We start from the raw sequence: 14,232 nt of genomic DNA on the forward strand, positions 1-14,232 counted from the left end.
TTCACGCAGCGTTGCCGCGCTGTCACTCTCATGGTGCCAGGCCGGGGAACCAGGGCCGGCACATCCCAGACCGTCTGGTCAGCAGGGAGTGATTCGCATGACAACACCCAAGGGTGCCAGGGAAGTTGACCCTATCGCCGGATTCGAGATCGGGTACCGGGATTCCCGGGTCCGGGCCGAGTTCGACTGCCCCGCCGTGGCCGAGCGGCTGCGCGGAGCGTTCGCCGCCTACGGGGCCCGGATCGGCGAACCCGGCCGGGACACGGTCCCCACCGTCCGCATCCGCACCGCCGGCGGCCTCGCGACCGCCCTCGACCGCGAGGACCTCAAGGTGCCGCACGGCGGCGGCACCCTCACCTGCCCCCGCGGGCTGCCGCTGGTCCACCACGGGCCGCCCCGCTCGCTCGTCACCGTGCTCCAGCCGCGGATCTGCGCCGTGCAGCTGGACGCCGGCGACCCGCACCTGCCGTTCCTGCACTACCTGGTCAAGTACCCGCTGCGCCGACAGATCGAGCGGCAGGGCTCGGTCCTCGCCCACTCCTCCGCCATCGAGGCCGCCGTCGGCGCATCGTGCCTGTTCCTCGGCCGCAGCGGCGCGGGGAAGACCACGGCCTTCGTCGAGCTGCTGACGCACGGCTTCCGCGTGCTGGGCAACGACGCAACCCTGTTGACGCCGCTGGATGGCGGAGGCATCGAGGCCGCCGCCTGGCCCCACATTGTCCGGATCGGACACGGCACCGCCGCCCACAACGCGGTGCTGCGCGCACTCCCCGCCGACTGGGCCCGGAGGAACCCGAAGGACGGCAAGGCCGAGGTGTTCTTCGACGACCTGGACCGCCTGTTCGGCCGGCCGATCGCCGCGCCGCCCAGCCGCATCACCACCGTCGTCGACCTCGGCATCGACATCACGAGCGAGGGCTTCGCCGTCCGCCGCCTCACCGAGCAGGAGACCGTCCGGTTCCTGCGCGAGCGCCTGGTCAACGACCGGCTCCCCACCGGCTGGCTGCCCGGCTGGACGTGGCAGGAGAACCGCAGCGCCGTACGGCACGTCGCCGACCAGCTGGCCGCCACCGCCGCGATCTATCAGGTCCGCGCCGGCGTCGCGACGCCGCTGTGGGCCGACCACCTCGCCGACTGGATGCGTGCCCTCCACCCCAGCACGCCGGCCCCCGCGCCCAACCAGCTGCTCCCGCTCGCCCACCCCGACCTCCACCAGCCCGCCGCCTGACCAGGAAGGCACCGCCATGACCACCAACCCGCTGAAGGCGGCGCTCACCGCCGCCACCGCATCCCGCACCCTGCTGCGCGCGATGGGCGCAGCGAACGCGATGGCCGCGACCGTGGCCGCCGAGGCCGGCTTCGATGCCCTGTGGGTGTCGGGCCTGGAGGTGTCGACCGCGCTCGGCCTGCCGGACGAGAACGTGCTAGGGCCGCGCGATCTGGCCGACGTCGTTGTGACGTTGGGCCGGGTGTGCGACCTGCCGGTGATCGTCGACGTGGACAACGCCGGCGGGTCGGCTGCGACGGCCCGCCGCTTCGGCACCGACCTCGCCCGCGCCGGGGCCTCCGCGTTGTGCCTGGAGGACTCCGTGTACCCGAAGGTCAACAGCTTCGCGCTGCACCGCGGCCAGCAGCTCGTCGACGCGCAGTTGATGCGCGAGCAGATCAAGGCGCTGCGTGACGCGGCCCCCGGGGTCGTGCTGATCGCCCGCACCGAGGCGATGATCTGCGGCGGCACCGTGGCGGACGCGTTGGAGCGCGCGGCGGGGTACGTCGAGGCCGGGGCGGATGCCGTGCTGATGCACTCCAAGGACACCACCGGCCAGCAGGCGCTGGACACGGCCGCGGCCTGGCACGGCCTTGGGCCGCTGGTCACCGTGCCGACCGCGTTCCCGGGCCTGACCGGCGAGCAGCTCGCGACGGCCGGGTTCGCGCTGGCGATCTACGCCAACCAGTTGTCGCGGGCGAGCCTGGCCGCGATGCAGGCCACCGCCGCGTCATTCACCGCCCACGGCACCTTCACCGCGCCCGGGGCCCCGCCGCTGGCCGACGTGCAGGCCCTCCTCCGGATCGCCGACCGGTCCGCAACCGCCTGCCTGTGACCCTGCCCCGGGAGGACACCGCGATGAGCACCACCCTCACCCTGGCCGAACGGCTGCGCGGCGCCGGGTTCGACTGCGCCCTGGGCGTGCCCGACTCGCACCTCACCACCCTGATCGACCATCTCGACCAGGCGATGCCCGTCCACCTCGCCCCGCGCGAGGACGCCGCCGTCGCCGCCGCCGTCGGCATGTCGATCGCCGGCGGCCGACCGCTGCTGTTCATGAAGAACGCCGGCCTGTTCACCACCGGCGACGCGCTCACCTCCCTCGCCGCCGACGCCGCAGTGCCGCTGGCCCTGCTGGTCGGCTGGGCGGGCACCGGCACCGACCGGCTCCCCCACCACACCGTCACCGGCGAGCGCACCACCGACTTTCTCACCGGCCTGGGCGTCGCCTGGTCCACCCCCGATCGGACGGGCGACCTCGACACCTGGTTCTCCGCCCACCGCGACACCGGCAGGCACTGCGCCCTGCTGATCCAGCCCGGAGGTCTGCACTGATGGCGCCCCGCCACACCATCGCCGCCGCTGTCCTGCACGCGGCCCGCACCCGCCGGCTGCCGCTGTTCGTCAGCAACGGCTTCCTGTGCCGGGAGGTCATGGCGCTCACCGCACCCGGCCGGGACCGCGTCCTGCCGCTCCAGGGCGGCATGGGACTGGCCACCGGCGTCGCCGCCGGATACGTCATGGCCGCCGGCCCATCCGGCCCGTCCGGCCCGTGCGGCGCGATCGTCCTCGAGGGCGACGGCAACCACCAGATGGGCTGGGGCTGCGCGCAGCTCGTCGGCGCCCACGCCCTGCCCCTGGTGCACGTCGTCTCCTGCAACGGCGTCTACCGGTCCACCGGCGGCCAGAAGGTCCCGGCCCGCACCGACGCCCTGACCGCCGCCGCGGCGCTCGACTACCGGCAGGCGTTCACCGCCATCACCACCGAACAGCTCGCCGGCTGCCTGGAGCGGGCCCTCGCGCTGCCCGGCCCGAGCCTGATCTACGCCGTCGAGGACGGCACCGGCGCCCCGCCCGACCGCTCCCCGTTCCGCACCCGCGACTACACCGAGGCGCTCGCCCGGCAGGCCGCCGCCGACCGGGAGGACCAGCGGTGAGGCTGGATGCGCTCGAGGCGCTGCAGGCGACGACGATCCGCGCCGAGCTGGGCCCGTACGGCTGCGAGATCGCCGGCGGCACCGGTGTGGAGGGCGACGTGATCGCGGTGCGCGTCGTCGAGGCGGGCGGTGTGAGCGCGCTGGTCGACTTCCGGGAGGAGCGGCACCCGGTCACGGCGGGCACCGTGCTGCTGGGCGTCCTGGCCAACCGGGACTCCACCACCCACGCCTGCGGCCGGATCCCGCGCGGCGGCCTGCCGATCGCGGCCGGCAGCCAGCTGGCCTGGCTCGGCGGGCAGTCCGGCCTCATCGGCGTGCTGGACTGGTCACCGGAGCCGGGCAACCGGCTCGGCCAGCAGGCCGCCGGGACCGTCGAGGCGATCGGCCTGGTCCACACCCGCCTCGGGAAGCTGAACCTGTCCCAGCTGTCGCGCACGCCCACCGCCCTGCGGGGCCCCGGGGCGAAGCTGCTCGTGGTGGCCGGCACCGCCGCCGAGGTCGGCAAGACCACCCTCGCCGGCCGGATCATCCGGCACCTGACCCGGGCCGGGCTGCGCGTCGTCGCCGTCAAGCCGACCGGATCCGGCGGCATCGCCGACTCCCTGGCCCACCGGCAGGCCGGGGCGATCGCCGGCTACGACCTGGTCGACTGCGGCCTGCCGTCCTCCTACACCGACCCCATCCGATACGAGATCCACATCCAGCGCTGCCTGGGCTACGCCGAGGAGCACCGCCCGGATCTCGTGCTCGTCGAGCTCGGCGGCGACCTGGTGTGGGGCAACAACGACACCTTCCTGCGCCAGCCCGGCCTGAGCGGGCGCATCGCGGACGTGCTGTGCGTGTGCTCGGACGCCACCGGGGCGCTTGGCGTCGACGCCTTCCTGCGCCAGGCAGGCCTCGGCCACCTGCCCGTCACCTACGCGCCCGCCTACACCCGCAACCCCGCCACGTTCACCACCCGCGTCCAGCACCTGCTCGGCTCCCGCACCCCGCTCCTCACGGACACCGCCGACGACACCCTCACCGCCTACCTCGATGCCCTCACCACCCGGCACGCTCTCACCGCCCGCCGTGCCCGGGCCACCCACGCCCCGACCAGCGAAGGGAACTGACCATGCCCCACACCCCCGCCGCCGACCCCGCCCTCGGCAGGTCCGCCGCCGGACTGTTCGGCGAGCCGATCTGCGCCAAGGAGATCCGCACCAACCCGACCAACGTCCTCGACCGGGTCAAGGCCCGCCTCGCGGCCAGCCACGCCGCCCTCGTCAAGCACTTCCCCACCGACGACCCGCACCTGTACGTCGACTTCCTCGCCCAGCTCGGCGAGCCGCTCGACAACTACGGCGCCGGATCCGACTCCGCCGCCTACCGCCTCCACCCGAAGATCAACGTGGTGCGCTGCCGACCGGGCGGCGCCCGCGTCCAGGAGGCGGGCGGCCCGCTGACCGCCCACTCCGGCCGGGCCTTCGCCAAGCAGCGCCCCGCCTACACCGCCATGCTGATGGCCCGGGCCGGCTGGCCCGGCGCCCCCGGCCGGGCCGGCGAGTCGACCGCGGTGCGCTGGGCCGACGCCGTCGCCCGCCACCGCGAGCTGTTCCCCGCCACCGCCGAGCGCGACCTCGCCCTCCTCATCGACACCCCGATCCGCATCACCGCGAAGTACGTGGACAGCGAGCTGTCCGACCTGCCGCTGCTCTACCCGCTGCCGGACTCCACCGGCCCGGACGACCTCGGCGCCCGGTTCTCCCTCGTGATCCGCGACCAGCTGCCCGGCATGGGTCTCGGCGCACAGCTGACGACCGACTACCTCGCAGCACTGGAGCGCTTCGCGCAGGCGGCCAACGACCCGGCCATCCGCTACCTCCACCTGCTGCAGCAGGGCCAGCTGCTCATCCTGGACAACAACCGGTTCGGCCACGGCCGCCTGCCCCTGCCCGCCACCGGCCCCGACGGGACCAACCCCCGCGAACTGTGGTCCGCCACCGTCGCCTGACCGACCAACACCAAATGGGCGGTGCGCCGTAGCAGCCCCTGCTGCCGCGGCGCACCGCCGCATCCGTCCGATGCCCGGGGCCGGTCAGGCCGCGATCAGGTCCTTCACCAGGGCCTGCAGCCCGGCCGACAGCGACGCCTTCACGATCACCAGGTCGCCGGGGCGCAGCAGCTTCTCCAGCAGGCCGGTGGCGGCGGCACGGTCCGGCACCAGGTGGGTCTCGGCGCCGCCGTCCTCCGCGCCGGCCGCGAGAGCGGCGGCGTCCCGGTCGCCGATGGCGACGACCACGCTCGTGCCGAGCTCGGCCGCGAGCTCGCCGATCGCGCGGTGCTCGGCGGCGGCGCCGGCGCCGAGTTCACGCATCTCGCCGAGGACGGCGACGGTGCGGCGCTCACCGCGCATCGCCGCGAGGGCGCGCAGCGCGGCGGCCATGGAGTCGGGGTTGGCGTTGTAGGCGTCGTCGATGACGGTGACTCCGTCGGGGCGGTCGTGGCGCTGCATGCGGGAGCCGGTCGCAGCGACCGCGTCTCCCAGGGCGGCGGCGATCTCGGCGGGGGCCATGCCGACGCGGTGGGCGACGGCGGCGACCGCGAGGGCGTTGGAGACGTGGTGCTCACCGAGCAGCCGCAGCGCGACCGGCGCCTGCCCGGCCGGAGTGGTCAGCACGAAGTGGGCGCGGCCGTCCGGGTCGAGGGTGACGTCGGTGGCGCGGATCTGCGCGGCCTCGGTGCGGCCGAAGAACAGCACCGGCGCCGCCGAGCGGGCAGCCATCGGGGCGACCAGCGGGTCGTCCGCGTTCAGGACCGCAAGCCCGTCGGCGGCGAGGGAGGCGACCAGCTCGCCCTTGGCCGTGGCGGTGTCCTCCTTGCTGCCGAACTCGCCGGCGTGCGCGGCCCCGACGTTGAGGACGACGGCGACATGCAGCGGCACCATGTCCGTCAGGTAGGTCAGGTGGCCGGCGCCGCGAGCGCCCATCTCCAGGACGAGGAACTTCGTGCCCGGCGGGCAGGCGGCGACCGTCATCGGGACGCCGATCTCGTTGTTCTGGGAGCCGGCGGTCGCGCTGGTGGCCCCGGCCCTCGAGAGGGTCTGCGCGAACAGGTCCTTCGTGCTGGTCTTCCCGGACGAGCCGGTCACCCCGATCCGCGTCACACCGGGCATCCGCGCGGACTGCCAGCGGGTGAGCTTCGCCAGGGCCTCCATGACATCGTCGACCAGCACCGCCGGGGCGCCGCACGGCCGCGACCCGAGCACGCCCGCCGCGCCAGCGGCCACGGCCGCCTCTGCGAAGTCGTGGCCGTCCACGTGCTCGCCGTCGAACGCCACGAACAGCGCGCCAGGGGTGACCTTGCGGGAGTCGACCACCAGCGGGCCGTCGACCACCGCGGCCGGGTCCGCGACCTGGTCGAGTCGGCCGTCGACCACCTCGGCGATCAGGGCCAGAGTCATCGGCTGCATGTACGCCACTCCATCTCGTCAGCGGACCGTGCACTGACGGTACCGCTCCGTGGTACTGGGACCGAGCTCACCCGCGTCGCTCCCGCGAGGCAGCTGTCGGTATCGAGGAAGAATCCCGCCGCCTGCTCGGTGCTGCCGACCCGGGCAGCACCGAGCGGGCGGTGGTCAGACGGAGAAGTCGGCCCAGTCGAGGCCGGTGAGGGTGACGTGGAGGCCGCGGGCGCGGCGGCCGCCGTCCTGGAAGTAGGCTTGGCCGAGGCCTTCGGCGATGATCTGTTGCTGTTCTTGTTGGGTGGCGCCGCGGTCGCGGGCGGCGAAGAGGTCGCGGGCGACGCTGCCGGGCAGGCGCTGGGTGACGATCCGCTCGCGCGGGTCGTCGGTGGACAGGCCGGCGGACTTGAAGCCGAAGGAGGCCATAACCTCGACGGTGAAGCCGCGGGCCTCGGCGGCTTCGCGGACGCGCTGGCGGACGCGGGGCTGCCAGCGTTCGCGGACCGCGTCCTCGACCTTGCGGGCGTTGTCGGGGCCGATGCCGGCGCCCTTGCGCCACCGCTCCACGGAACGCATGGAGACGCCGAGTGCGGCGGCGACGTTGCGGGTGCCCTTGTACTGCCGGACCAGGAAATTCACCCGGCCGGGGAGGGTCTTGGGGATGGGCTGGGTCTGCAGGGCGCGTTCCAGCCCATGGTCGATGGCATCCATGTCTGGCTACTCCCCCTCGGCGACGGCGTCGCCGCCCTTGATGTGCCGGCCCGGGTTGGTGTCGTCGGCGATCAACTCGAGCGCCCAGTCCATGGTCTGGGTGCCCTCGTGCTTGCACAGGCCCGGCGAGATGCCGAGCCGCCACACCGTCGTCAGCGCCCCGTCCGGGCTGCGGAGCAGGTCCAGGGCGGAGGGGCCGGGGGACGGGTAGACGGTGCAGTCGGAGAGGATCGCGAGCGGGAACCGGCCGGTGGCCTGCGCGAATCGGCGGATCTTGCGGTGCTGGTTGACGGTGGCGGTGTCGATGATCAGGGCGCGGTTGAGCGGGTCCCAGGTGGGGCGCTCGAGGGCGGGCCAGCGTTGGCCGGGCCGGTAGGTGGCGCCGCGGGGGCGTTCGCGGAGTTTGCCGACGCCGCCCTTCGCGGTCGCCTTGACCGCGGTGAGGATGGCGAGCTCGACGGGGTCGCCGTGCTCCTGCAGGCCGGCCATCGCGTGGAGGAACATCTCCGGGTCCTGCTCGCCGAGGTTCAGCGTGACGCCGAGCCTGTCCATGGTGGTGAGGTAGGCGGCTCGCAGGTGCTTGTGCCACGGGTCGAGCCACGGCCCCCACTCGTGCCGCAGCCACCCCTCGGTCGGTGCCACGTCGAGGCCGAGTTCGCGGGCGTAGGCGACCTTCGGGGTGGTGTACCAGCCGGGGCCGGTCGGTGGCAGGCCGTCCGGGGTGAACGGGTTCGGCAGCCGCGGATCCAGAACTGCGGTGGAGAAGTCGCACTTCCAGCTGCCGGGGATCTTCGGGTCGAAGACCGGGTTGAGCTCGTGCACCGGCTCCGACAACGCCATCGTCAGCCGACCGGCCGCCGCGAGGAACGCCGTGTTGATGTCCAGGCCCACCACGTGCGGCAGCACCCGCTCCGCCTCGCCGATCACGTCTTCGGGGCGGATCCAGTCCCACGCCTCGGTGACCAGCACGTCCCCCGGGTCGCGGTCCTGGGCGACCGGGTGCTCGGAGGGGGCCTCCGGCGGCGCCGGATCGAACGCCCGCGAGCGCGAACCCTCCACCAGACCCGACGTCCAGCCGGACTCGGTGCGCACCGCGCGGGTCGGCGGGCGCAGCGCCTCCATGAGGGACAGGCCGGTGACGGCGGTGGAGCCGCGGGGGGTCATGACGCGTTCGGCGTAGCCGCCGAGGAGCGCGGCGAGGGCGGGGGCGTCGAGGCCTTGGGGGATGGTCCAGCCGGCGGAGGTGAGCGCGGCCCAGGCGGGGATGCAGTACTGGACGCAGGCGCGCTTGGCGCCGTCGGGGGTGCGGTAGACGCGGGCCCAGGGGCCGAAGCCGCGCTTGGTGAGCTGCCAGCCGGCCTTGGTCAGGGCCTTGACGGTCTTGTGGGTCTCGGGCAGGCGGCCGAGGCGGCGCTCGAACTGGCCGGGTTCGGTGCCCATCGGGGGCAGGCCGAGCAGGGTGGCTGCGTCGTCGGTGAGGACGATCAGCGGGTCGCCGTCCTTGCCGTGCTTGTGCAGGCGCGCCTCGCCGAGGCGGGCGGTCAGCGTCCACTCGGTGAGTTCCGGCAGCGTCAGAGCGGGCACGTCCAGGACGCGGCCGTCGACCAGGTACGCGAGCAGGCCGCGCCCGGACGGCGCCGGGTCGACCACGGCGAGCGGCCCGTTCGAAAACTTCTCGGGCTTCACGTCGACCACCGGGGTGGCGGCGCGGGCCGGTGCCTTCCGCGCCGGACGGGCGCCTGAACGCGACACGGCGGCTGGGCGGGCGGACCAGGAGGGCGCGGCGGCCGGGCGGGCCGACCGGGTCGGTGCAGCCGTGGGCGCGGTGGCAGGCGCGGAAGCCGCGCCGTGGACGGCCGTAGGCGCGGCTGCCGGGGTGGGGACGGTCGGTGCGGGGGCCTGGACGCAGAAGCCGCCGCCCACGTGCGCGGGCCGGCCGGCGGCGCGGAAGATGCTGGGCCGCCCGCACCAGATGCAGGGCTGCGGCTCGCCGGTGACGAGGTCGCCCGAGGGCGTGCGGTCCATCTCGACCGGGACCGGGACCGGCTCGGGCGTCGGGGCAGGGGCAGGGGCAGGGGCGGGAGCGGGCGCAGCCAGAGTGGGAGCTGCGGGGATGAGGCGGGCGGCCATGCCGTCCAGGAGCTTGGCGTAGGCGGCGCGGGCTTCGCCCTGCGGGTCGCGCTGGCCGGACTCCCAGGCGGTGAACGTGGCGGGGCTGACGCCGAGGGCCTTGGCGGTCTCGGCCTTGGTCAGCCCGTACTCGGTGCGCAGCCACTCGCGTTCGGCCGGCTCGGGCAGGGCGACGGCGCGGCGCGGGCCTGCGCCGAGCAGCGCGTCGATGGCGTCCGGGGTGTCGGTCATCGGTCAGTCCTCCGCGGTGCGGGCCGGCAGCGGCGCGCGGCCAGGGTCGGCGTCGAGGAAGGTACGCAGCGCTGCGCCGGTCATGATCCGGGCCGGGTTGCGGCCGGGCGGCAGCGGCAGGCGCTCGCCGAGGGCCCAGCGGAAGCGTTCGGCCGGCTGCAGGTCGAAGGCGTACTTGCCGCCGGCCTGCGGGTCCGGTTCGGCGGCGCGGATCTCGAACGCGCCAACACAGACGCCGCCATCGACGAACGCGAGGAGGAAGTCGCCGTGGTCGGCGATCGTCTGCTCACCGAACCGCCACCAGCGGGACGCGGCTTCCAGGACCGTCTCACCGCCTTTGAGTGCCTGCCGGACATCCACTGCGAGCACGAGACCCTCCCCAAGCCAGGACACGATAGGCCGAACGATGCAATCGTAACGCAGATCGGGGCAGTTTATCAACTCATAAAATCCAACGGAGTTGCGAACGAGTGTGATTGACGGCCAGTCATGGGGACGCGTTCGTCCGGGCCGCCGGCGGCGGCCGCGCCCCGGGAAACGCGGCAGGCCCGGCACCTGGGGTGCCGGGCCTGACGGGTTGGTAGCGGGGACAGGATTTGAACCTGCGACCTCTGGGTTATGAGCCCAGCGAGCTACCGAGCTGCTCCACCCCGCGTCGGTGAGCACGACTGTACGGCACCGCACCTGAGCATGGGAAATGCATTCCGGTGCGACGCCGCAGGCCTGCACCGCCCACCGGCCGGCCGGGTGTACACGGACTCGAGGCCGCGCATCCGGGCCGCGCACCAGGCGGTTGCCTTCGTGTTCCTCCTCTCCTGGCGGCCAGGAGGAGACGATCGTCATGGGCCTCATGTTCAGGACGGCCGCTGCGGCTTCGGCCGCGGCCCTGCTGCTGGCCGTGGCCGCACCGGCCGCCTTGGCGGCGGAGGACAAGCACGTGCACCGGGGCATCGACGGGTGCCTCTCCTGGTCCTGGCGCGACGACTGGGCGTGGAAGGCCCGGATGTACTACCACAATCGGTGCAAGGACACCCGGCTGCTCAATGTCGCCTGGCGGGCCAGCGCCTACAGGAAGACCGTGATCAAGGTGTCGGGCGGCGCGAAGGGCAGCACCGAGCAGATGAGCGACCCCAGCAGCATCTGGGACGGCGGCCGCGCCTGATCCGTGGCGCCTGAGCACCGCTCACCCACGCGGTGGCTTCTGTCCGTCGGTGCGAAGTTCCGCACTTGTGGCCGCGGTGGTCGGGTGTGGGCCAGCCACCGCGGCGAGCCGATCTTCCGCACACTGTCGGGGAAAAGTCAGCGCGAGGGACCGTGGGCACCGCATCAGCGGTGCGCACCGGGGACAACGAGGGCGGCGGCCGGGCGGGCACGGGCACTGCTACGAATCCTTCGGACTGCGGACCGTTCGGCCGGAGTCGGTAGCCTTCCTCTCGAGCCCGCCGGTCCGAGACGCACACCCTGTCCAGGGAGCCCTCGGCATGCATGCGGGCAGGCTGGTGGTCAGGGGCTGGCCGCGCTCAGGGGCCCACAGCCAGCCCTTTTCGACCCAGGGTCGCGCGCCGGGCGACCGGCTGCGGTACGAATCGCACCGCACGGGATGTCCGGCCGCTCTCTTGTGCGATCGCTGGTCGGCCGGCCGCACTGGTTCCTCGGGTGCGACCGTGGCGCGGGACGGCGAGCGAAGCCGGCGGAGGGCGCCGGCACCCCAGCGGCGCTGGCCTTGTCGATGACCGGGTTCGAAAATCCGGCAGTCACCAGCCACCCTCACCGTGTCTGTCGCCTGGTCCACGCCCCTCGACATCCGTGCACCACGGTTCGGGCTACACCTCGCACCCCCCGACCAACGCCGCCAGCAGGCAGCCGGCGGGCCTTCGCCACTCAGCAGGCGCTCAGTTCACTGGACGGGTGGCGGTGACACGAATAGGCGACCGATCATGAATGTAGCCGACGAGGAGCCCACAGACTCAGAATGCGATCGGCGGAAAATGGGTGCATATTGGAAGGTGTGGAAATAATCGATTACATGGGAAACTTTCAAAATAATCTCAAGTTGCATCGGCATGTGCTCAGCATTGAGAGGCCACGATGGGAGCTTCGGGGCGATTTACGATCCAACACCACACGCTGAGCCGAGAGCGAGTGCGAGCATTGCTCGATGAGCATTACGATAGCTCCGGAGAAACGGACGCCGCCATCAGGATGGCGGGGTATCCAGCAGAATTCAAAGGCGTCGTCCTGTGCGGATACACACGTAGCGAAGGTGCAATACTTTTCTTCCATGAAACCAAAACCCAGCTACAGGTTGCGACATTTCAGGGTGGGCATCCATACGGGGCGGCACAAAGAGTATGGGATGGGGTGAGAGAAGCACTCGGGGAACATGATCCAAAATGCAGCAGCGCTGAACTCTGTGACAACAGGGGCAGCACATACGCCACCGGACACTTGGGATTCTGGCAACACTTTCGAGAATATGGGCGCGTGATTCCGATAATGGTAGCAATCGCTTCCGTCCTTATCGTCGCGCTCGGCGCAAGCAGGGCCGCCGTCCAGGCGCCAGCACTCACCGCAGGCGCCATTAGCCTGATCTACATTTTATGGGAAGCGAAGCACGTCCGGAGAATCTGTTGGCGCACAACGGAAGGCTAGCCCGCCATGAGAGCATTCCGCCGGAAATCAAGCTTAGCCTCCAAAGTTTCCGATCTCATATCTTCCGCCCGGCTGCAGGTAAGCAATCGCCTCACGGGCGAGGGGTTCAAGGTAGAGATCAAACCCAGAGTCGGGGACTATTTTCCAGATTTACTAATTCACGGCAGTAGGGCAATATGGGCTGTCGACTTCAGCCTCGGCAAAGGCTCGCTGCACTTTGCCTCCATCGCGCAGATATACAGCACCGTCGCGGCCCTAGAGGGGGAGCCTCATTGGCCAGCCCCAAAGGCGGAAGGGGTAGTCCTCACAAACCGGGGCCTGGGCGGCGAAATAAATGAGGTAATTCAACAATTCAATATTCGCGCGGTGGAGGTTTCCGAGGAGGCGGCTAAGACGCCTGAGGCGTTGGCCGGTCGGTTAATCCATGCCTTCAAACTGGCCGAGGCCGAGGAGATGGCGACACCGCACACCTCTGAGCCCTCATCACAGCCATTGCCGATTGATCACGAGCGACTTTCAAACCGGTTGGAGATTGAGCTCAAGCCCTCCGCGCACCCATTGTCGCATGCGAAACGCAAAGCCATCCTAGATGACCCAGGATTCGGCCACTTCTTCACAGAGCACATGGTGACAATCAGGTGGACTGAAGGTCAGGGTTGGCACGACGCCAAGCTCGTGCCATACGCGCCGCTGGAAATTGACCCGGCCAACATGACGCTGCACTACGGCCAGTCGATTTTCGAAGGTCTCAAGGCCTACCGCCAGCCCGACGGCTCCGTCGCTACCTTCCGCCCGGAGGCCAACGCGGCGCGTTTCCAGGCATCCGCCCGCCGCCTCGCCATGCCAGAGTTTCCCGTCGAGACCTTCATTGAGGCCGTCGACGTGCTCGTGGCACAGGACGAGGCGTGGGTGCCGAGTCAGAGTGAGCAGTCGCTCTACCTGCGGCCCTTCATGTTCGCTCTCGAGGTGGGACTGGGTGTTAGGCCTGCCAACGACTACCTCTTCATCCTCATAGCCTCGCCCGCCAGCAACTACTTCTCCGGCGGCGTCAAGCCTGTCTCCGTCTGGCTGTCCGAGGAATACGTCCGCGCCGTCAAGGGCGGCACCGGCACTGCCAAGACCGGCGGCAACTATGCCGCCTCCCTCCGCGCCCAAGCTGAGGCCGCCGAGAAGGGCTGCGAGCAGGTGGTCTGGCTGGACGCCTTCGAGCACCGGTGGATCGAGGAGATGGGTGGCATGAACATTTTCTTTGTCTATACCGATGAGAACAGCAAGCGGCGCTTGCTCACCCCTGAGCTGAGCGGGGCACTGCTGCCCGGCATCACCCGCGACTCACTCCTGCAGATTGCCACCGACCTCGGCTACGAGGCCTCCGAGGGTCGTATCTCCGTGGACGACTGGAGGAACGACAACGCGAATGGCTCGCTGACCGAAGTCTTCGCCTGCGGCACTGCGGCCGTCATCGCCCCCGTCGGCTCGGTGAAGTCGGCCCGCGCGGACTGGACCATTGGCAACGGGCTCCCCGGCGAAGTCACCATGGAGCTCCGCAAGGCGCTGCTGGACATCCAAACCGGTGTGGCGCCCGACACCCATGGCTGGATGCACCAAGTACTCGCGAAGGGAGTCAGGGCTGATGTCCTAGGGGCGCGGGAAGACGGCGGCGACGCAGAAGTTTCCTGAACCGGCCAGGCCGGATGGCATGGATAAAGATGCTGGCCAGGAAGATGGCGACGGCCCGCTGCTGCTTGGTCGGCGGCGGCCTCTATTGATCCGAAACGGTAGGGGTTCTGGGTCGTTGAACACCGTGTGAGTGGACTGGTGGGGGACGCGCGGCACTTGTCGCCGTCGGCGCAGGAAGCGTT

General features: G+C 71.3%; 12 protein-coding genes and 1 tRNA gene. 8 read left to right on the forward strand and 5 right to left on the reverse strand.

Annotated features, from left to right (window positions below):
- Window positions 1-97 precede the first annotated feature (97 nt).
- Genes IE98_RS0136820 through IE98_RS0136845 form a run of 6 tightly spaced genes read left to right on the forward strand, consistent with a single transcriptional unit; the run spans window position 98 to window position 5,197 of the window.
- Entirely contained in the window at window positions 98-1,228 is a 1,131-nt protein-coding gene (locus IE98_RS0136820; protein WP_159401170.1) for a hypothetical protein, read from the forward strand.
- 16 nt (window positions 1,229-1,244) lie between these two features.
- Window positions 1,245-2,102 (forward strand): isocitrate lyase/phosphoenolpyruvate mutase family protein, encoded by an 858-nt coding sequence (locus tag IE98_RS0136825; RefSeq protein WP_030276407.1) that lies wholly within the window; start codon window positions 1,245-1,247, stop codon window positions 2,100-2,102.
- A gap of 23 nt (window positions 2,103-2,125) precedes the next feature.
- Window positions 2,126-2,602, forward strand: coding sequence for a thiamine pyrophosphate-binding protein (locus tag IE98_RS0136830; protein ID WP_159401171.1), 477 nt, complete (start codon window positions 2,126-2,128; stop codon window positions 2,600-2,602).
- The gene (locus tag IE98_RS45420) at window positions 2,602-3,204 is read left to right on the forward strand and encodes a thiamine pyrophosphate-dependent enzyme (RefSeq protein WP_052391461.1); all 603 of its coding nucleotides are present in this window, start codon (window positions 2,602-2,604) and stop codon (window positions 3,202-3,204) included. Before IE98_RS0136830 ends, IE98_RS45420 begins: the two co-directional genes overlap by 1 nt.
- Window positions 3,201-4,316, forward strand: coding sequence for a hypothetical protein (locus tag IE98_RS0136840; RefSeq protein ID WP_030276410.1), 1,116 nt, complete (start codon window positions 3,201-3,203; stop codon window positions 4,314-4,316). The genes IE98_RS45420 and IE98_RS0136840 overlap by 4 nt, the downstream gene beginning before the upstream one ends.
- 2 nt (window positions 4,317-4,318) lie before the next feature.
- Complete coding sequence (locus tag IE98_RS0136845; RefSeq protein ID WP_030276411.1) at window positions 4,319-5,197, forward strand: TauD/TfdA family dioxygenase; 879 nt, start codon at window positions 4,319-4,321, stop codon at window positions 5,195-5,197.
- A gap of 84 nt (window positions 5,198-5,281) precedes the next feature.
- On the opposite strand, the gene IE98_RS0136850 is transcribed toward IE98_RS0136845, so the two are convergent.
- The 5 genes from IE98_RS0136850 to IE98_RS0136870 form a co-directional block, all read right to left on the reverse strand.
- Window positions 5,282-6,655, reverse strand: coding sequence for a UDP-N-acetylmuramoyl-tripeptide--D-alanyl-D-alanine ligase (locus tag IE98_RS0136850; RefSeq protein ID WP_030276412.1), 1,374 nt, complete (start codon window positions 6,653-6,655; stop codon window positions 5,282-5,284).
- Window positions 6,656-6,820: 165 nt separating this feature from the next.
- Entirely contained in the window at window positions 6,821-7,357 is a 537-nt protein-coding gene (tpg, locus tag IE98_RS0136855) for a telomere-protecting terminal protein Tpg (protein WP_030276413.1), read from the reverse strand.
- A 6-nt stretch (window positions 7,358-7,363) separates the two neighbouring features.
- Window positions 7,364-9,718: a telomere-associated protein Tap gene (tap, locus tag IE98_RS52115; RefSeq protein ID WP_030276414.1), complete on the reverse strand. Its 2,355-nt coding sequence runs from the start codon at window positions 9,716-9,718 to the stop codon at window positions 7,364-7,366.
- 3 nt (window positions 9,719-9,721) lie between these two features.
- Complete coding sequence (locus tag IE98_RS0136865; RefSeq protein ID WP_030276416.1) at window positions 9,722-10,087, reverse strand: hypothetical protein; 366 nt, start codon at window positions 10,085-10,087, stop codon at window positions 9,722-9,724.
- Window positions 10,088-10,296: 209 nt separating this feature from the next.
- Window positions 10,297-10,373, reverse strand: a tRNA-Met gene (locus tag IE98_RS0136870).
- A gap of 186 nt (window positions 10,374-10,559) precedes the next feature.
- Between IE98_RS0136870 and IE98_RS0136875 the strand changes: the two genes are divergently transcribed.
- Both IE98_RS0136875 and IE98_RS0136880 read left to right on the forward strand, forming a co-directional pair.
- A complete protein-coding gene (locus IE98_RS0136875) occupies window positions 10,560-10,880 on the forward strand; it encodes a hypothetical protein (protein ID WP_030276418.1) in 321 nt (106 codons plus the stop codon).
- Window positions 10,881-12,736: 1,856 nt separating this feature from the next.
- Complete coding sequence (locus tag IE98_RS0136880; protein ID WP_234443821.1) at window positions 12,737-14,050, forward strand: branched-chain amino acid aminotransferase; 1,314 nt, start codon at window positions 12,737-12,739, stop codon at window positions 14,048-14,050.
- Window positions 14,051-14,232: the final 182 nt, after the last annotated feature.

The sequence above is a fragment of the Streptomyces sp. NRRL B-24484 genome, from assembly GCF_000717715.1.
Lineage (GTDB): Bacteria > Actinomycetota > Actinomycetes > Streptomycetales > Streptomycetaceae > Kitasatospora.

Coding starts and splice junctions, on each gene's coding strand:
- IE98_RS0136845 (WP_030276411.1), top strand. CDS start 4,319: ATGCCCCACACCCCCGCCGCCGACCCCGCCCTCGGCAGGTCCGCCGCC.
- tap (WP_030276414.1), bottom strand. CDS start 9,718: ATGACCGACACCCCGGACGCCATCGACGCGCTGCTCGGCGCAGGCCCG.
- IE98_RS0136875 (WP_030276418.1), top strand. CDS start 10,560: ATGGGCCTCATGTTCAGGACGGCCGCTGCGGCTTCGGCCGCGGCCCTG.
- IE98_RS0136820 (WP_159401170.1), top strand. CDS start 98: ATGACAACACCCAAGGGTGCCAGGGAAGTTGACCCTATCGCCGGATTC.
- IE98_RS45420 (WP_052391461.1), top strand. CDS start 2,602: ATGGCGCCCCGCCACACCATCGCCGCCGCTGTCCTGCACGCGGCCCGC.
- IE98_RS0136850 (WP_030276412.1), bottom strand. CDS start 6,655: ATGCAGCCGATGACTCTGGCCCTGATCGCCGAGGTGGTCGACGGCCGA.
- IE98_RS0136825 (WP_030276407.1), top strand. CDS start 1,245: ATGACCACCAACCCGCTGAAGGCGGCGCTCACCGCCGCCACCGCATCC.
- tpg (WP_030276413.1), bottom strand. CDS start 7,357: ATGGATGCCATCGACCATGGGCTGGAACGCGCCCTGCAGACCCAGCCC.
- IE98_RS0136830 (WP_159401171.1), top strand. CDS start 2,126: ATGAGCACCACCCTCACCCTGGCCGAACGGCTGCGCGGCGCCGGGTTC.